General features: G+C 58.7%; 17 protein-coding genes. 3 read left to right on the top strand and 14 right to left on the bottom strand.

The features are described from left to right. Positions 1 to 49: 49 nt before the first annotated feature. From ccoG to V9K67_RS08320, 6 genes are all read right to left on the bottom strand, one after another. A complete protein-coding gene (gene ccoG / locus V9K67_RS08345; protein WP_336721416.1) occupies positions 50 to 1,486 on the bottom strand; it encodes a cytochrome c oxidase accessory protein CcoG in 1,437 nt (478 codons plus the stop codon). An 83-nt stretch (positions 1,487 to 1,569) separates the two neighbouring features. Next, entirely contained in the window at positions 1,570 to 2,463 is an 894-nt protein-coding gene (locus V9K67_RS08340) for a cbb3-type cytochrome c oxidase N-terminal domain-containing protein (RefSeq protein WP_336721415.1), read from the bottom strand. After that, a complete protein-coding gene (locus V9K67_RS08335) occupies positions 2,460 to 2,681 on the bottom strand; it encodes a CcoQ/FixQ family Cbb3-type cytochrome c oxidase assembly chaperone (RefSeq protein WP_336721414.1) in 222 nt (73 codons plus the stop codon). The genes V9K67_RS08340 and V9K67_RS08335 overlap by 4 nt, the downstream gene beginning before the upstream one ends. 6 nt (positions 2,682 to 2,687) lie before the next feature. Then, complete coding sequence (ccoN, locus tag V9K67_RS08330) at positions 2,688 to 4,889, bottom strand: cytochrome-c oxidase, cbb3-type subunit I (RefSeq protein ID WP_336721413.1); 2,202 nt, start codon at positions 4,887 to 4,889, stop codon at positions 2,688 to 2,690. Between the two features lie 20 nt (positions 4,890 to 4,909). Further along, positions 4,910 to 5,077, bottom strand: a complete 168-nt coding sequence (ccoS, locus tag V9K67_RS08325) for a cbb3-type cytochrome oxidase assembly protein CcoS (protein WP_336721412.1) — start codon at positions 5,075 to 5,077, stop codon at positions 4,910 to 4,912. Positions 5,078 to 5,326: 249 nt separating this feature from the next. Continuing rightward, positions 5,327 to 7,789 carry a heavy metal translocating P-type ATPase gene (locus V9K67_RS08320; RefSeq protein ID WP_336721410.1) on the bottom strand — a complete coding sequence of 821 codons (2,463 nt, stop codon included), beginning with the start codon at positions 7,787 to 7,789 and terminating at the stop codon, positions 5,327 to 5,329. A 134-nt stretch (positions 7,790 to 7,923) separates the two neighbouring features. Here V9K67_RS08320 and V9K67_RS08315 point away from each other — a divergent pair, with 134 nt between their 5' ends. Continuing rightward, the gene (locus V9K67_RS08315) at positions 7,924 to 8,646 is read left to right on the top strand and encodes a hypothetical protein (RefSeq protein ID WP_336721409.1); all 723 of its coding nucleotides are present in this window, start codon (positions 7,924 to 7,926) and stop codon (positions 8,644 to 8,646) included. 15 nt (positions 8,647 to 8,661) lie between these two features. On the opposite strand, the gene V9K67_RS08310 is transcribed toward V9K67_RS08315, so the two are convergent. The 4 genes from V9K67_RS08310 to V9K67_RS08295 form a co-directional block, all read right to left on the bottom strand. After that, on the bottom strand, positions 8,662 to 9,306 hold the full coding sequence (locus V9K67_RS08310) for a response regulator transcription factor (RefSeq protein ID WP_336721407.1): 645 nt from the start codon (positions 9,304 to 9,306) through the stop codon (positions 8,662 to 8,664). 21 nt (positions 9,307 to 9,327) lie between these two features. After that, positions 9,328 to 10,731, bottom strand: coding sequence for a PAS domain-containing sensor histidine kinase (locus V9K67_RS08305; RefSeq protein WP_336721405.1), 1,404 nt, complete (start codon positions 10,729 to 10,731; stop codon positions 9,328 to 9,330). A gap of 91 nt (positions 10,732 to 10,822) precedes the next feature. Then, positions 10,823 to 11,326, bottom strand: coding sequence for a GyrI-like domain-containing protein (locus V9K67_RS08300; protein WP_336721404.1), 504 nt, complete (start codon positions 11,324 to 11,326; stop codon positions 10,823 to 10,825). Between the two features lie 32 nt (positions 11,327 to 11,358). After that, on the bottom strand, positions 11,359 to 12,447 hold the full coding sequence (locus V9K67_RS08295; protein ID WP_336721403.1) for a branched-chain amino acid aminotransferase: 1,089 nt from the start codon (positions 12,445 to 12,447) through the stop codon (positions 11,359 to 11,361). A gap of 138 nt (positions 12,448 to 12,585) precedes the next feature. Here V9K67_RS08295 and V9K67_RS08290 point away from each other — a divergent pair, with 138 nt between their 5' ends. Then, the gene (locus V9K67_RS08290) at positions 12,586 to 14,010 is read left to right on the top strand and encodes an aminotransferase-like domain-containing protein (RefSeq protein ID WP_336721401.1); all 1,425 of its coding nucleotides are present in this window, start codon (positions 12,586 to 12,588) and stop codon (positions 14,008 to 14,010) included. Positions 14,011 to 14,027: 17 nt separating this feature from the next. Here V9K67_RS08290 and V9K67_RS08285 read toward each other — a convergent pair whose 3' ends face one another. Together V9K67_RS08285 and V9K67_RS08280 are read right to left on the bottom strand one after the other, a co-directional pair. Continuing rightward, positions 14,028 to 14,498 (bottom strand): META domain-containing protein, encoded by a 471-nt coding sequence (locus tag V9K67_RS08285; protein WP_336721399.1) that lies wholly within the window; start codon positions 14,496 to 14,498, stop codon positions 14,028 to 14,030. A gap of 63 nt (positions 14,499 to 14,561) precedes the next feature. After that, complete coding sequence (locus tag V9K67_RS08280; RefSeq protein WP_336721398.1) at positions 14,562 to 15,629, bottom strand: calcium:cation antiporter; 1,068 nt, start codon at positions 15,627 to 15,629, stop codon at positions 14,562 to 14,564. Between the two features lie 170 nt (positions 15,630 to 15,799). Between V9K67_RS08280 and V9K67_RS08275 the strand changes: the two genes are divergently transcribed. Next, positions 15,800 to 16,333, top strand: a complete 534-nt coding sequence (locus V9K67_RS08275) for a hypothetical protein (RefSeq protein WP_336721396.1) — start codon at positions 15,800 to 15,802, stop codon at positions 16,331 to 16,333. A 404-nt stretch (positions 16,334 to 16,737) separates the two neighbouring features. On the opposite strand, the gene V9K67_RS08270 is transcribed toward V9K67_RS08275, so the two are convergent. Further along, positions 16,738 to 17,538 (bottom strand): alpha/beta hydrolase, encoded by an 801-nt coding sequence (locus V9K67_RS08270; protein ID WP_336721395.1) that lies wholly within the window; start codon positions 17,536 to 17,538, stop codon positions 16,738 to 16,740. Between the two features lie 8 nt (positions 17,539 to 17,546). Continuing rightward, the gene (locus V9K67_RS08265) at positions 17,547 to 18,002 is read right to left on the bottom strand and encodes a DUF1801 domain-containing protein (protein WP_336721393.1); all 456 of its coding nucleotides are present in this window, start codon (positions 18,000 to 18,002) and stop codon (positions 17,547 to 17,549) included. Between the last annotated feature and the right edge of the window lie 13 nt (positions 18,003 to 18,015).

Raw genomic sequence — 18,015 nt, 5'->3', positions numbered from 1 at the left:
GCCGCTCCTAATACCCAATTAACCAATTAACCAATTCCTTTTTCCCACCCTAATAACCCGGTCCTAAAAACATGGCTTTGGCGGTTTCGATGCGCCGTCCGTTTTCGTATATGCCGATCACCAGCTGGGTTTTGCGGCGGACAATGTGCTGGCGGTCGATCTGGACGAAGAAGCCTGTTTGGAAATACGACTCACCGGGTACCAGAAGTTTCTGGCCGATGAGGGCGATCTCGCCTTTTACGTTTTCGAGCTTCAGGGTCAAGGGAATCTCTTTCCGTATTTTGTTGGTAACCTTGATGCTGTACAGGTTGCTGATGCGGCCATCCGGAAGGGTTTGAAAGATCTGGCCCGGCGTCCGCAGCACCAGCGCATCCACGTCGTTGCGGCTCACCAGCAGGAAACAAAGGAAGCCTAACAACAGTACCAGCACCGAGGAATAACCCGCCAGCCGCCAGTTGAAGGTGGACTTCTTGGCCTGGGCGATGTTCTCTTCCGAATCGTAGCGGATCAGGCCCGTGCCCCGGTTCAGCTTTTCCATGATGGCGTCGCAGGCATCGATGCAGGCGGTGCAGTTGACACACTCCAGCTGCGTACCATTTCGGATGTCGATGCCCGTGGGACAAACCGATACGCAGGCCGAACAATCCACGCAGTCGCCCAGCGGGTTCTCCAAAGAAGCTTTTTTCACCTTGCCGCGGGGCTCGCCGCGTACGTAATCGTAGGCCACGACAATGGATTTTTTATCGAGCAACACTCCCTGCAGCCGTCCGTAGGGACAAACAACGATGCAGGCCTGCTCGCGGAACCAGTAAAAGACGGCAAAGAATACGGCGGTAAAACCTACCAAGGAGGCAAAGGTGCCCTTGTGCGCCCCGATGCCGTCGTGGATCATCCGCAGCACCTGGTCCATGCTTACCAGGTAGGCCAGGGCGAAGTTGGCGATGAGGAAGGAAAGGGCGAAGAAGACAGCTATCTTGAGCGTGCGCTTTTTTATTTTGTAGGCGTTCCAGGGCATGGCCTTCAGGCGCTTCTGCTGGCTGGAATCGCCGTCGATCCAGTACTCTATTTTGCGGAACACCATTTCCATGAACACCGTCTGCGGGCACGCCCAGCCGCACCAGACGCGGCCGAACACCACGGTGAACAGGATCACAAACACAATGAAAGCAAGCAGGCCGATGGCGAAGATGAAAAAGTCCTGCGGCCAGAAGATCTGTCCGAAAAGGATAAACTTCCGCTCGGCGATGTTAAAAAGGAACAGGGGCTGCCCGCCGCTTTTGATGAAGGGAAGGGTAAAAAACACGACCAGGTAGACCACCGACGCGAGGCTGCGCCAGCCGTATAACCGGCCTTTGGGCTTTTTGGGATGGAGAAAATTGCGCTTCCCTTCTTTGTTGATGGTGGCTACGGAATCACGAAAAGACTGGTCGAGCAGTACTTTTTTTTCTTCTGCACGGTTATCGAAAGCAGCCGGTGAATTTTTCATGTGCGGGTGTAGGTTAATCCGGTGAGGGAAAAGTGCTTGGGAAAACCTGCCGCCCGTCCGGGGAAGGGCGGCAGGTGGGATGGTTATTTGGCGGGAGCGCCGGCCGTGGCAGCCTCGGCGTACAGGTCGCCCTGCGCCGCCTTGGCATTGGGCGGGTTGGTACCCCGGAGGGATTTGATGTAGCTGGCCAGGTCCTTGATCTGGGAAGGCGAAAAGGTCTTTTCCCAGGCCTGCATGCCCTTGTCGGGCCAGCCGTACTTGATGGTCTTGAACACGTCGCCCAGCGAGCCGCCGTGCAGCCAGTAGTCGTCGGTGAGGTTCGGCCCGACGCCGCCCTCGCCCTTGCCGCCATGGCAGGGAAAGCACGACTGCGAATAGATCTTCTTCCCGGCCTCGATACCGGCGGCGTCGGACAGCGTCACGGTCTTTTCATCCACCATATCGTTCGAGGTCTTGCGGTACTCCTCCAGCTGGGCGGCCGCCAGCGACATCTCGGTGCGGTACTCCTGCTCGGGATCGGGACCGGTCTTCAGCACATGAAAGCGGAACACATAGATCACCGCCACCACCAGCGACAGGTAAAAGCCCCATTTCCACCAGGGCGGCAGGGCGTTGTCCAGCTCGCGGATGCCGTCGTATTCGTGGTCGAGGATAATGCCATCCTCGTCTTCCACCGGCACGGCCCTGGTGAACACCTTGCGGTTCAGGCGGGCCCACCATTGCTGCAGGCTCACGTCTTCATCGGCCCCTTCCTTGCCCAGGTTATTGAAGCGCAGCAGCACCGAGGCCAGGAAGAACAGGACGAACAGGAACAGGGTGGCCATGCCCCAGTGGAACCAGCCACCGGCAGCAGCTGCGGCTTCGGCGGCCCCGGCGTCCCCGGCTCCGGCGGCGGCTTCCTGGGCCCGGGCTGCCGATTGCAGCAGGACCAGCAGGAGGCCGGAAAAAAGGAATTTATACGTGGTGCTCTTTCTCATGATTGATGCAGGTTGTTTGCTTGTGAGGGAAAAATGGTGTACAGGTCCCCGGCCTCATCCAGCGGCAGGGAAGAGATCTCTTCCACGCTTTTTTGGTCCATGCGCTTCACCAGGTACAGCATACCCACGAAGAAGAGGAAGAAGATCAGCAGCGATATGACGGGATAAATGTCGATCCCCTCAATGGATGCGGCGTGTTGCTTGACGAACTTGAGCATGACAGTTTATTTAGTGTTTTGAGCAGTTTTGTTTTTTCCGATATCGGTTCCCATGCGCTGCAGGTAGGCGATCACCGCTACGATCTCCCTATCCGAAGGCACGCTGATGTTGTCCTTCTTCAGGTTCCTGGTGATCTCCCCGGCCTGTGTCATCAGGTCGGCATTGGCGGTGCTTTCGTAGCCTTCGGCATAAGGCACGCCCAGGGTACGCATGGCCCGGATCTTGGCCGCCGTGGTGGCGGTATCCAGGGCGTTGTCGATCAGGAACGAGTAAGCGGGCATCACCGAACCGGTAGAAATGGATTGCGGGTCATCGAGGTGGTTGAAGTGCCAGGTGTCGCTCTTGCGGTTGTTGCCTACCCCTTCACGGGCCAGGTCGGGACCGGTACGCTTGGAGCCCCACTGGAAGGGATGGTCGTACACGAACTCTCCGGCCTTGGAGTATTCGCCATAGCGCTCCGTCTCGGACCGGAAGGGACGGATCATCTGCGAGTGGCAGGTGTAACAGCCTTCGCGTACATAGATATCGCGGCCCTGCAGCTCCAGCGGCGTGTACGGCTTCACGCTGGCGATGGTGGGAATATTGGATTTCACCAGGAAGGTGGGGATCATTTCCACGGCGCCGCCGATCAGGATGGCGATGAGGGTAAAGACCAGCAGCGGGGTGGGCTTGCGTTCGATCCAGCGGTGCCAGTGTTCGCCCTGGTGCTTTTTGTATTCTTTTACCAGCGCGGGGGCTTCCGCGGCTTCATTGGCCAGCAGCCTGCCTTTGGCGGCGGTTTGGAACAGGTTGTACATCATGAGGATGGCACCGGCCACGAACAGGGCACCGCCGAAGCCACGGGTGGCATAGAACGGCTTCATGAAGTTCACCGTTTCGAGGAACTGGTATTTCAGCTGGCCGCTGGGCGTAAACTGCTTCCACATGGAGGCCTGCGCAAAGCCGGCGATGTACATGGGCACGGCATAGAAGATGATGCCCAGGGTAGCGAGCCAGAAGTGCATATTCGCCAGGCGTTTGGAATACAGCTCGGTGCGGAAGATGCGGGGCATCAGCCAGTACAGGATGCCGAAGGTGAGCATGCCGTTCCAGCCCAGGCCGCCGACGTGTACGTGGGCGATGGTCCAGTCGGTGAAGTGGCTGATGGCGTTGATGCTTTTCAGCGACATCATCGGCCCTTCGAAGGTAGCCATGCCGTAGGCGGTGATGGCCACCACCATGAATTTCAAAATAACGTCTTCACGCACTTTATCCCAGGCGCCGCGCAGGGTGAGCAGGCCGTTGATCATGCCGCCCCAGCTGGGAAACAGCAGGGTAAAGGAAAACACGATGCCGAGCGACTGCGCCCAGTTGGGCAGGGCGGTGTACAGCAGGTGGTGCGGGCCGGCCCAGATGTACATGAAGATCAGCGCCCAGAAGTGGATGATGGACAGCTTGTAGGAGAACACCGGGCGGTTGGCCGCCTTGGGCATATAGTAATACATCAATCCGAGGTAAGGAGTCGTCAGGAAGAAGGCCACGGCATTGTGCCCGTACCACCACTGCACCAGGGCGTCCTGCACCCCGGCATACCAGGAATAACTTTTCCACAGCGAGATGGGCAGCTCGAAGGAGTTGACCACGTGCAGCACCGCCACGGTAATGAAAGTGGCCAGGTAGAACCACACGGCCACGTACAGGTGGCGTTCGCGGCGCTTGAGGATGGTGGCGAACATGTTCCAGCCGAATACCACCCAGATGGCGGTGATGGCGATGTCGATGGGCCATTCCAGCTCGGCGTACTCCTTGGCGGTGGAATACCCCAGGGGCAGGGTGATGGCAGCAGCCACGATGATGGCCTGCCAGCCCCAGAAGTGGACCTTACTGAGCTTGTCGCTCCACATGCGGGCCTTCAGCAGGCGCTGGATGGAATAATAATACCCCATGAAGATGCCGTTGCCCACGAAGGCGAAGATCACCGCGTTGGTGTGCAGGGGGCGCAGGCGGCCGAAGTTGAACCAGGGGCCCACGTTCAGGGTTTTGGGGAATACCAGTTGCAGCGCCACCCACAGGCCTGCCAGCATGCCCACCACGCCCCAGATGATGGTGGCATAGGCGAAGAGGGCGGTGGTTTTGTTGTCGTAATAGAATTGTTCTCTATTTCCGGCAGCCGTGTGGGGTGGGGCGGCGGCCAGCTCATTGCCGGAATAGACGGTTTCCTTTTGCATGTATCGGTGCTATTTTGGTTTTAAGATTTCTGAGTATCGGTAGTGGAAGGTTGATCGTCGAAAAGCATGCGTACCGAGGGGGTATAGTCATCATCATACTGGCCCCGTTTGACCGAAAAGATGAAAGCCGCCAGGAACCCTCCGGCTACCAGGATGCTTACGGCGATAAGTACAAGTAATACGCTCATTTTAAAGGAGTTTCGGGTCTCAAAAGTATTTCCGTACTGCTGAGCCAACGATGACTGCCGTCAAAGCGAAACATGAGGAAAGTCAACCTCCGAAAAGTTTACGAGTTTACGGGTTTACGAGTTTACGAGTTGGCGTAACTCCGGCAGGAACATTCTGGCAGAACGACAAACTACAAAAGTCTAGAAGACTTTTGTAGTTTCTTCCGTACCGGCGCCAGCAACTCGTAAACTCGTAAACTCGCAAACTCCTCAAAGCCCCTTTCTCCTGGCGGAAACGGACGTCGCAACCGTCACGAACAGCACGATGGAGAGGGAGGAGGCAGGCATGAGGATGGCGGCGACCAGCGGGGAGAGTTGTCCCTGGACGGCGAAGCTCAGGCCCACGATGTTGTAGAGGATGGACAGGATAAAGGAGGCCGTGACGATGCGCCGGCCGGAGCGGGCGTAGCGCAGGAAGGCCGGCAGCAGGCCCACGTTGGAGCTGTCGAGGATGGCGTCGGAGGCCGGCGTGAACTGGCTGGTGTTCTCGGTGACGGCAATGCCCACGTCGGCCTGCTTCAGGGCGCCTGCGTCGTTCAGGCCGTCGCCCAGCATCAGGATGCGCTTTTTATCGTCGTAGTATTTCAGTACCTGGATGTATTCCAGCTTGGCCTGCGGTGTCAGGTTGAAGTGCAGGGGCGTGTCGTTGCCGAAGATCGCTTCCAGGTTTTTACGCTCGGCGTTGTTGTCGCCGGAAAGCAGGTGGAGGCCGTAGCGGCGGCGGTGGAGGGTTTGGGCCATTTCCTGCACCCCCTTGCGGTAGCTGTTGCTGATGGTAAAATGGCCGCAGGTGCGCCCGTCGATGGCCACCCACACCTGGGCGGCGTTCGGGCGTTTTTCGCTTTTGGCGCCGGTAACGAAGGCCGAAGAGCCGATGCGGACCGGGCGGCCGTCCACCAGGGCTTCGGTACCCTTTCCGGCCAGCTCCGAAAAGCCGGTGACGGGCAGGGGGGCCACGGCGCCGCCTTGCAGCAGGTGGTCCTTCAGCAGGCGGCTGAGGGGGTGGGCCGATTCTTTAAGCAGGGAATACAAAAGGCCCTGGGCCCCGCTGTACAGCGGCTCGCCCTCGTAGGTGATGGTGGCTTCGGCGGTATGGGTGAGCGTACCGGTTTTATCAAACACGAGGTTGTTGATGCGGGCCAGGGCCTCGATCACCGAGGCGTTTTTCAAATACAGCTTGTTGCGGCCGAAATACCGCAGCATGTTGCCAAAGGTAAAGGTGGCCGACAGCAGCAGCGAGCAGGGGCAGGCCACGATCAGGGCGGCGGTTACGGAAGGCAAAATTTTTGACGGATCGTTCAGGGCCCAGTAAATGCCCGCAGCGGTGGCAATGGAAAACAGCACTAAAGTAAAATAGCGGCTCCAGGGATGGATAAAGGATTTGTCGCGGTTCTTTTGTGGGCTGAACACCTCGTTGTTGTTCCACAGCTGGGTGATATAGCTTTGGGCTACGGGCTTGGCCACTTCCAGCACCAGGCTGCCGCCCAGTTGGCGGGCGCCGGCGTACACCAGTTCGCCCTTGCGCCGTAGCACGGGGGTGTTCTCGCCCGATACAAAGCTGTAGTCGATGCTGCCCTCGCCGCTCACCAGCAAGGCATCCGCCGGCACCATCTCGCCATGGCGCACCACGATGCGGTCGCCCTGCTTCAGGTCCGAGATGGTCACGGCGGCTTCGCCCCCCCCTTCCTGCAGCACGGTCACGCCCAGGGGGAAGTAGGATTTATAATCGCGGTCAAAGGAAAAGGAGTCATAGGTCTTGTCCTGGAACCAGCGTCCCACCAGCATGAACAGCACGATGCCGGCCATGGAGTCGAAATAGCCGGTGCCGGTGCCGCTCAGCACTTCGTACACGGAGCGCGAAAAGGTCATGAGAATGGACAGGGCGATGGGGGCGTCGATGTTGAGCCAGTGCTGGCGCAGGCCTTTCCAGGCCGACACGAAGAAGCCCGAAGCGCTGTAAAAGAATACCGGCAGGGCCAGCAGCAGGTTCAGGTAGGGAAACACCCGCTCCAGCTCTTCCTGGCCGATCTGGCCGGAAGCAAAATAGTCCGGGAAGCTCAGCATCATAATGTTGGTGAAGGCAAAGCCGGCCACGCCGATCCGGAAGATCTGGCCCCGCGACACCTTCTTCACCCGTTTGTTTTCCGAATCGTTGAAGCTGATATAGGGCTCGTAGCCCACGAAGGCCAGCAGCTCCACCACCTTGCGCAGGGTAGTGGCCGCCGGGTCGAAGACGATAAAGATCTCCTTGCGCCCGAAATTGGTCTTGGAGTGGCTGATGCCGGGCTGGATCGTATGCAGGTTCTCGAGCAGCCAGATGCAGGAAGCGCAGTGCATCTGGGGCAGGTAAAAGGATAGGTGGCTTTGCTTGCCGTCGGTAAAGCGTACCAGTTTCCGGATCACGTCGGCGTTGTCGAGGTAGGCAAAGCGGTCCGAGGCAAATTTGCCGGTGACCTTGATACCCGGAGTTTTGCTCAGCTCGTAATAATTGCACAGGCCGTTTTCCTGCAGCAGGCCGAAGACGAACTTGCAGCCCTCGCAGCAAAAGCATTTTTCAGCTTCGGCGATGCTGCCATCGCAGGTTTCGCCGCAATGATAACAGGACACCATTTCCCGGGCGGGGATGGCGGGGGCTTGGGGCGGTACGGGCAGGCCAAAGGCAGGAGCTTCCATGGTAATGACGCGATTTTAGGAGTGCGGCAAAAATGGCAAAAGCGACCCGGCCATCCTCTGACCTGCATCAAGGCGAAAGATGAGAAATGTCAAGAGACAAAGAGGGAAAAGAGCGAAAGAGCTTAGTTTTAGGCATGAACAGAAAAGACCTGTCCATTGCCACCATGACCCTGGTGCGCAACGAGGCGGAAGAAGCGGCCCTCACGGAGGCGCTCACCCGCCTGGCGCAGCTGGAAATACCTGTCTACCTGACCGACGGCGGCTCACCGCCCTCCTTTCTCCGGTTCCTCCGGGGCTTTCCGCAGTTTGTGCTACAGGAACCGGCCCGGGGCCTGTGGCCGCAAACAAAAAGCAGCCTCACGGCTGCTTACGGGGGCGGCACCCCTTATCTCTTTTATACCGAGCCCGATAAAGCATTGTTTTTCGAGCGCTTCCTCCCCGCCCTGCTGGAGGACCTGCAGCCGGACGGGCAAACCGGCGTGGTGCTGGCGGCCCGCTCGCCCGGGGGCTTTGCCACCTTCCCGCCTTTCCAGCAGATGACCGAAACCACCATCAACCGCTGCTGCGCCGAGGTAATCGGCGAACCCACAGACTACGTGTATGGCCCCTTCCTGCTGCACCGCGAACTGGTGCCTTTCCTGGACCGCCTGCCCCCGACCATCGGCTGGGGCTGGCGGCCCTATGCCTTCCACCTGGCCCGGCGCCTGGGTTACCGGGTAGAAGCCGTTACCGGCGACTTTCCCTGCCCCGACGACCAGCGCCGGGAGGATGGGGCGGAACGGCTCCACCGGATGCGCCAGCTGGCCCAGAACATGGAAGGGTTAACCCTTTCCGCAAGCGTGGCGGTGGAAGGATAAAGGAACCTTTGCGGCTCAGGACGCCCAGATACCGCTGTTGTTGACATGATTCACGAGGGCAGCGGTATTCTTCAGGTTCAGCTTTTTGAGGATGTTGAACCGGTGTACCTCTACCGTCCGGTCGGAAACATTCAGGCGGGCGGCGATCTCCTTCGAAGACTGCCCGGTCACCAGCAGTTCCACCACTTCCAGCTCGCGCTTCGTAAGCACCTCGGACAATTCAGGGGGCTTGGTTTCGGACAGCGACTGTTCGAAGGCCAGGTCCTTGATCTCCGAGCAAACGTATTTCCGGCCCTCATGGACCTCGCGAATGGCATGGAACAGCTCTTTTTTCGAGGAGGTTTTCGTTAAATACCCGTAGGCGCCCTCCTGCATCATTTTATAGGCGTAGGCGGGTTTGGCATGCTGCGACACGCCCAGCACCCGTACCTGCGGCAGCGCCTGTTGCATCAGCCGGGTGGCATCAATACCGCTCATGCCCGGCATATTGATGTCCATGATCACCACATCCGGGCGCATTGCCTTTGCCTGTTCCAACGCTTCTTCCCCGCTGCCGCAGACAGAAATCACCTGGAACTGCGGGTCGTTGTTCAATAAAAAGCTCCATCCTTCGCGTAACAGAGCATGATCATCCGCTATGATAACCCTGATTCTTTCCATACAAACTCCTTTTTATACTTTTCATTTTACAATTGAATGCTCGTCTACGCACGCTTTCCAGGGAATGTGCACGTCCAGGGTGCATCCTTTTCCCTCGGCCGACGTCAGCCGCAAGCGACCGTTGTGCAGCTCGGCCCGGTTTTGCATATTGCGGATGCCGAGGCCCTGGCGCGGAAGGCGGGTATCAAAACCCTTACCGTCGTCCCGCACCTGCAACCGGATTTCCCGGCCGCCGAACCGGAGCTTTATCCCCACGTTCTTTGCTTCGGCATGCTTTACGATATTATTGAGCTGCTCCTGGATGATGCGGAACAAGGCCACCTGCACGTCCATCCCGATATGATCCAGCTGCCCGTCACAGGCCACCTGCAGGTGAAACCGGCTCGCCCGCCGGTAGTTCTCCGCCAGCTCCCGGACGGCATTGGACAGGCCGATGTCTTCCAGGGTGGAGGTGGTCAGCTCCCGGGAAAGGGCCCTGATCTCCCGGATGGCGTGGGACAGGTTATCCCGGCTGCGGGCGATCATCTCCAGGCACAGGGCCTCGTTCTCCTCCGCCAGTTCCAGGAACATATTGGTGGTGGTCAGGATCTGGTTGATGTTGTCGTGCAGTTCCCGGCCGATGGCGGCCCGCTCCCGCTCCTGCGCCCCTACCGTGGCTTCCATGATCTTGCGTTGCCGCAGGGCTTTCAGCCGGACGATCTTCTCTTCGAGGCGGATCTTTTCGGTAATGTTGTTCATGGTGGCCAGGATAGCCGGCTGGCCCCGGTAAACGATCCGGGAGGCGGCCACTTCCACGGTGATCCGCTCGCCGCTTTTGATCCGGTGCTGCCAGACGGTGGTATAGGGACAGGCTTCCTGTTTCCAGGTTTGTATATGGTCCAGGAATTTTGCCCGCTCTTCCTCCGGCCGTAGTTCCAGGGCGCTGATCTGCAGGAACTCCTCTTCGGTGTACCCGTAGGTCAGCAGGGCGGCCTGGTTGACCTTCAGGAACCGCAGGGTACGGCGGTCGTAGATAAACTGCGGCAGCGGGGCGTTGTTGAACAGCTGCCGGTAGCTTTCTTCGCTTTCCAACAGTGCCTGCTCGTGGCGCTTCTTGTCCGTTATGTCCTTGAAATAAATGGACAGCTGGTCCGCCGAAGGATAGGCCGTCACTTCGTACCAATGGCCGCTGCGGTGCAGATACTCCTCGAAGCGGACGCTTTTCTGCGTTTCGAGCGCCTGCCGGTACCGCTGGTAAAAGCCCCCGGCCACCTCCTCGGGATAATAGTCCTGCAGACTGGCGCCCAGCATCTGCTGCCGGCTTTTCTGCAGCAGGAGCTCCGCCTGCTTGTTCCAGTATTTTACAATCCAGTGGCGGTCCATTACAAAGAAACCATCGGTGATGCTTTCCAGCACCGCCACCAGTTGGGCATTCTGTTGTTCCATAGTGCAATGGCAAATATCGGCTTAAAGTTATGTCCATCAGGCGTTTTCCAGCTTTTTAACAATCCCCCGGAGCATAACCGGCACTATACGTTTAAGGTACTGCTTCCGGGCCTAACCCCCGAACGGGAATCCAGATTTCCTCCTCTGAATCGGGACTTTCACGTTTGTATTTTGCTCCCATCAGGGCAAAATGAGGCCGGTCGTCCAATTCATAGCCGGAGGAGGGCAGCCAGCCGGTGAAGATGTAGCGGTAAAAATCTGCCGCGGCGGCATCCGTACCCTGGTACACGAAAACGGCATACAGGCCGGCGGGAAGATCGAGCGCCTCCATGCCCTCGGGAACGGCCGCCCCTTCCGCCACTGCCACGCCCGCCCATTTTTCGAATGCCGCCGCCGGGTCGAAGGGCGAAAAGAAGTGAGGAGGGTACACCTCCACCGAATACAGTTCCGGGCCGGCGGCGTTCGCCACTTCTTTTCGCCGGGGCATAAAGCTTTTCCACAGGTCTACCGTGGTGTTGGCGGCAAAAGACATCCGCGCTCTTTTACCCACCAGCTTTTTCGGGGACAATTGTTCCAGTCGGGGCAGTACGTTCATCTCTTTGTTTCGTTTTGATTTGGGGGGGCAATTTACCCCGCCTCCTGCTCACTGCCTTCTTTTACCCGGATCAAATCATTCCAGTGGTAGGGATCGGCTTTTTGGCCCAGCCGGATGTCCTGCAACTCGCTTTGCAGCCGCGCGAAAACGGTGCCGGCGGAGACGTCGGGAAAATAGCGGTGGCCGTTGATGTCGATCTCGCCGATGGGCGATACCGCGGCGGCCGTGCCCACGCCAAAGGCCTCCACCCGCCTGCCGGACCGGAATGCCTGCTCCAGTTCTTTATAGCTGATCCTGCGCTCCTCCACCTGGATGCCCCCATCCCGGGCAAGGGTCAGCAGCGAGTCGCGGGTCACACCGTCCAGGATGCTGCCCGACAAGGGCGGGGTCACCAGCACCTCGTCCAGCACAAACATGACGTTCATGGTGCCGGACTCCTCGATGTATTCGTGGTGGAGAGCGTCGGTCCACAGCAGCTGGTCGAAACCCTGCTCCTTTGCCTGCTGCGCCGGGTAAAAGGCGGCCCCGTAGTTGCCCCCGCACTTGGCGGCGCCGGCGCCGCCCTCCACGGCCCGTACGAATTCAGTCTCCACCTTCACCCTCAGGTGGCCCGAATAGTAATGGGCCAGGGGCAGGCACACGATGCCGAACAGGTAGCTGTCCGCCACCTTTACCCCCAGGCGCGGTTCGGTGGCAATGACAAAGGGACGCAGGTAGAGGGAGGCGTCGGCCCGGTGGGGTACCCAGGGTTCTTCCAGGGCCACCAGGCGGCGGACGGCGGTCCTAAACAATTCTCCAGGGATAGCGGGCATGCACATCCGCTCCAGGGAGCGGTTCAGGCGGGCATGGTGCCGGTCGGGGCGGAAAAGGCTCACGTTGCCGTCGGCCTGCCGGTAGGCTTTGAAGCCTTCGAACACGGTCTGGCCGTAATGCAGGCAAAGGGCCAGGGGGCTCAGGGTCAGGTCGCCGAAGGGTTCGATCCGCGGCCGGCGCCAGGCGCCGCCCTGGTAATCGGCCAGGAACATATGGTCGGTGGGATTGGCGCCGAAAACGATTTTTTGAAAATCGTAGGTGGCCAGCCGGCTGTGGGTGGTACGGGTAACGGGGATTGCTGTAGTCATGCTGTTCGTTTTTGAAGATGATCAGTAAAGGATAAGGCGGCAAGCAGAAAAACAGTGCGTTCCTTACAAAATTGGGAAAAGGACGTATACCAGAACAGATACAATTTCAGTAATTTTAACCATAACAGTTTCAACCGCATGGGAAAGAAAAGCGCGCCGCTGTACCAAAAGATTTCTGGCGATATGGAGCACCAGATAAGGCAGGAGGTGCTGCGGGTGGGCGACCGACTGCCCTCCATCCGCACCGTTTGCCGCGAGCAGGGCGTAAGCATGAGCACGGCCCTGCAGGCGTACTACGAACTGGAACGCAAGGGCCTGATCGAATCGCGGCCGCAGTCGGGCTACTACGTGGCCGGCACGCACCGCAGGTTCCCGGCAGCCCCCGCCACCAGCAATCCCCAGCACGCCCTGGCACCCCTGGAAACCGAAGAGCTGATTGCCCGGGTCTATTCCGAGCTGGGGACGCAGAACCACCTGATGTTTTCGCTGGGCGTGCCGGTGCCGGAGCTGCTGCCCATTGCCCGGATCAACAAGTCGCTGGTAACGGCCATGCGCAGCCTGCCGGCCGGTGGCACTTCGTACGACCAGATAAAAGGCAACGACCGGCTGCGGCGGCAGGTGGCCCGCTGGTCCTTCACCTGGGGCGGCCGCCTGCAGGAAGACGACCTGGTAACGACGGCCGGCTGCATGAACGCCCTGGCGTACGCGGTAATGGCGCTGACCCGCAGGGGCGATACCATCGCTACGGAAAGCCCCGTTTATTTCGGCGTGCTGCAGCTGGCGCAAAGCCTGGGGCTGAACGTGCTGGAGCTGCCCACCAACCCGCTGACAGGCATCGAGCCGGACGCGCTCAAAAAAACCCTGGAAAAACGAAAAGTAAAACTGTGCCTGCTGGTGAGCAACTTCAGCAACCCCCTGGGCAGCTGCATGCCCGACGAACACAAAAAGGAAGTGGTGCGGCTGCTGGAGCAGCACCAGGTGCCGCTGGTGGAGGACGACCTGTACGGCGACATTTATTTCGGCAGCCACCGTCCGAAATCCTGCAAATCCTTTGACGAAAGCGGCAACGTGCTCTGGTGCGCCTCGGTTTCGAAAACGCTGGCCCCGGGCTACCGGGTGGGCTGGGTGGCGCCGGGAAAGTATAAGGAGGCGGTGCTGCGCACCAAGCTGTACCATTCGGTTTCTTCGGCCACGCTGATGCAGGAGGCGGTGGGCAACTTTTTGGAAACGGGGCGCTACGAGCACCACCTGCGCAAGCTGCGGCAGACGCTGCACGCCAACTTGCTGCACTACCTGCGGGCCATCGGCGACTATTTTCCCGAAGGCACCCGGGTAAGCCGGCCCCAGGGCGGTTTCCTGCTGTGGGTGGAGTTGCCCGGGGGCACCGATGCCGTGGGGCTGTACGAGGAGGCCCTGCGGCACCGCATCAGCATTGCGCCGGGCCGCATGTTCACGCTGCGCGACCAGTACCACAACTGCATCCGCCTGAGCTATGGCCTGCCCTGGAGCGAAAAGGTGGACGCTGCCCTGAAAACGCTGGGCCGCCTGGCCAGGCAGCAATAACTTTTTGCACGGTCGGTTTACCGCAGGTACACCGCCGCAAACCGTGCCAGTACGGTTCCTTTGGCGTCCTGCAAGGCCAGCGCATCGCCCTGGACGGTATACTGTCCGGCCGCCTGAAGCGCCTGTAAAAAGCGGTATTCCACCTGCATGTCCTCGCAGGCCATGCGCGTGGAGCCGACACCGGTAAAGCGGATGCCGTTGCCGCCGGGCAGCTCGTAGGTTCCGAAAAACGAATTGCAGCCGCCATGGCCATTGAGTTTGTTGCCGTCGGCTTTCAGGATCATATGCGGTTCCCGCCGCCATTTGTCGGAGGATACCAGGGCGCTGCCCCCGAGTTCGGTCAGCTTCCAGTATTTTTCGACCAGCCCGGCCTGCTGTCCCGGGGCAGAGGCCTGGACAGTATTTCCCTGCTGCGGGCTTTTGGCCGTGCCACAGGATGCCAGGCTCAGCAACAAGACCACCACCGGGAAGAAACGACTTTTTCTCATGGATCGACCAGTTTAATGAACCTGCAAGTTACGGCAGAACACGAAAGGCGGACGTATAAGGCCTCAGGGATGGATGATCAAAAAGATAAACGCCAGCAGGTTGACCAGCAACACCACTCCATACACAATATTGGTGCGCCCGCTTGCCAGCGACAGCATGACGGTAAAGACCGACAGCCCCAGCAGCAGTATGGACTTGATATCCAGGCCCAGGATGATGTCCATTTTATAAAAGGCGCTGATCACCGCCACGCTGGGGATCGTCAGCCCGATACTGGCCAGGGCAGACCCGAGGGCCAGGTTCAGGCTGGTCTGCAACTTGTTGTTCCGGGCGGCGATAAGGGCGGCAGTGGCTTCGGGCAACAGGATCACCGCGGCAATGATGATCCCCACCAGGCTCTTGGGCAGATGGTGGGCCAGGACAATGTCCTCTATTTTGCCCGAAAGCATTTTTGCCAGCAACACCACGATCCCCAGGCTGACCAGGAGAAACAGGATACTGGTAACGAAGACGGGGTTGCTGATCTTCGTCCCGCTTCCCTGCTCGTTCTTTGATCCGGAAAGAAAGTACTCGCGGTGCCGGATGGTTTGCGCGAACAGGAAACACGAATAGATGACCAGGCAGGCCAGCGACACGAACAGCAATTGCGGACGGCTGTAGTACGGCCCTTCCATGCTGGAGGTAAAGGTGGGGAACACCAGGGTCAGGATCACGATGGAGACCAGCGAAACCAGGGCAATGGTAGCGGAATGTTTGGAAAAATGCTGCTCGTGGTACCGGAGCCCGCCGATCAGCAGGCAAAGGCCTACGATGCCATTGAGGATGAGCATGGTGGCGGCAAAAACCGTATCCCTCGCCAGGGACGCGGCTTCCTGGCCGCCGGAGATCATCAGCGAAATGATGATGGAGACTTCAATGATGGTAACGGCCACTGCCAGGATGATGGTGCCATAAGGCTCTCCCACCCTGTGGGCGATGATTTCCGAATGGTGCACGGCAGAAAGCACACTCATAATGAGTAAAATGCTGGCAACAATCTGCCAGATGCCCTTTTCCGGGATCAGCCCCGAAAAATAAAGCACCCATCCCAGTACAGGAATAACGGTTGTCCATTGCAGTAATAGTCGCATGTTGTTGTTCGCTTCTTTGGTAAAATGCTGCGCAAAACTGCCGTTTTCCCCCTTACGGTCACCACCGGCAGATCCGCGGGAGGTGCTTAAAAGCCTGTGCCAGGCCCGGCCCTCAATTTGCCGGTATCCTACAACGTTTACCGGATCATCACCGGGATTAAATTAGCACCATGTCCAAATTCATCGGGAAGATTTTCGCTTTTGGTTATGGCAGCATCATTTTGCTGTTGCTCTGCTGCGCCTTTGCCCTGATCTCCTTTGCCCTGATGGAGCTGTGGCAGGGCGTGAACCCGGCGGCGGACCAGCCGCTGCGGCAGCGCTTCAATTCCATCCTCGAAAGCATCGGGCTGGCCACTATTGCCGTGGTGGCGCTGGAACTGGGTCAAACCATCCTCGAAGAGGAAGTACAGCGGCAGGCGCAGATCAGCGCGCCTACCCGGGTGCGGCGGTTTTTGTCGCGCTTTTTGGTGGTCATCATCGTGGCCCTGTCTATCGAATGCCTCGTAGCCGTGTTCGAACTGGCGCACAAGAACCCCGCCCAACTGCCGCAGGCCGCCGTGGTAGGGGTGGCGGCAGGCGTATTGCTGGCTGCCTGGGGCGTGTTCATCCGCCTCAACCGCAGCGCCGAGGAACTGGAACCGGAAGCCATGGAGCGTACCAAGCGCGAAGACGAAAAGCTCGAAGAACCGGGGCGGGATGGCTAAGATTCCTGATTTATAACACAAAGTCTTTCTACCGTTTCAAGTGGAGCGGATGGGGAAGAAAAAGAAGCCTGAAGGGCTTCACTGTGAATAGCCCCGGGTGCAAACCCGGGGAACTGCGCCGATAAAGGACACAACCCCAACGGGGTTGATTGTGGGACCCACGGCAAACAGGCGGACCTGGATCAGAAAAGCTTTCCGAAGAATCCTTCGGCATCGAAAACTGCTGACATTCGAACAGGACACAGTCAACCCCGTTGGGGTTGCCGTAACCACGTACTGCTGACCCCGGGTTGCACCCGGGGCTATTCACAGTGAAGCCCTTCAGGCTTCTCCGGCCAAAGAAAGGCAACTCGAGATAAACATACAGTCTCATAAGGCAGCGGCATAGGAAATAAAGGTAGTGCTTACCGGTCCAGGATCCGGGCCAGGGCGCTTTGGTATTGGGGGTTCTCCGTCATCCCGTTATGGCCCTGCCCGTGCAGCGTCACTAACGTATCTGCAGGTTGCAGCAACCGCCGCAGCCGAACGGAGGACTGGTAGTTTACCACCTCATCCCTGTCGCCATGGAACAACACCACCGGCATGGGGCAATCTTGCAGGTATTTATAGGTTTCCAGCCGGTAACGCAGGATAAACGGGGGCACCAGGGGATAATGGCGCCGGGCCATATCCGTAAGGCTGTAAAACGGGGCCTGCAGGATCAGCAGGCGTGGGTGGTTGGCCGCGGCCAGATGGGCGGCCGGCGCCGATCCGATGGAATAGCCCAGCACCACGATCCGTTGTTCGGAATAACGTTTTTTCAGGGCGTCGTAAGCGGCCTGCACAGCCCCAAACAGCTGGTCCTGGCTGCGCAGGACGCCTTCACTTTTTCCATAGCCCGGGTAGTCCAGTAAAAACACATCATAGCCCAGGTCGGTGTAGGTTCCCGCCACCTCGCCCCAGCTGTCCAGGGAGCCGGCATTTCCATGCAGGTAAAACACCAGCCCTTTGGATGAATGAATGGTAAACAACACGCCATTCAATAATTTTCCACCCGGGCCCTGAATGAACAGTTCCTCGAAGGGCCGGTTAAAGCGAAACCTGTAGTCCTTGCTTAATTTATCCGGAAAGAAGATCAGCTTTTCCTGCAGGAAAAACAGCAGGATGCAGATCAGCACGTAACCGATCACCAGGAGCACAAGGGTTCGGAAAAGAAGATGCTTCATAAACCCCGCTATCTTTTCAACTTGCTTTCATAAACGGTGATCCATTGCTGTGGCGATAGTTTGGCAGCCAGCTCCCCGATCAATTTGTAGGGGATGTGCTCCGGCTTCTTAAAGCGAATACAGCTTTTGCCCATGTCCAGTTTGACCGTTCCCTGCCTTTGGTATTCTTCCTGGAACCAGTGCAGCAACTCCGGGTGCATATAGAGTCCCATATGGTAGAGGGCGATAAAATTCTTTTGCGCCGCGATGCTGATGAACGGCAGGGGCAGCTTCGGGTTGCAATGGTAACCCGGCGGATACAATTCATGGGGCACCACATAGCCCAGCATGCCATAGCTCATCTCCTCCTTAAACCCGTGCGGCAGGTGCCGCAACAGGACGGCTCGGAGTTCGTTCAGGGCATTTTTCCGGTCATCGGGCAGTTCCGACAGGTAGGCTTCGGGAGTGGCGGCGGTGGAGGGCATGGCGTAGTTGATT

The organism is Huijunlia imazamoxiresistens (assembly GCF_037132455.1).
GTDB lineage: Bacteria > Bacteroidota > Bacteroidia > Chitinophagales > Chitinophagaceae > Flavisolibacter > Flavisolibacter imazamoxiresistens.
The sequence above is the reverse complement of the archived record's forward strand: the minus strand, read 5'-3'. Positions and strand labels throughout refer to the sequence as shown.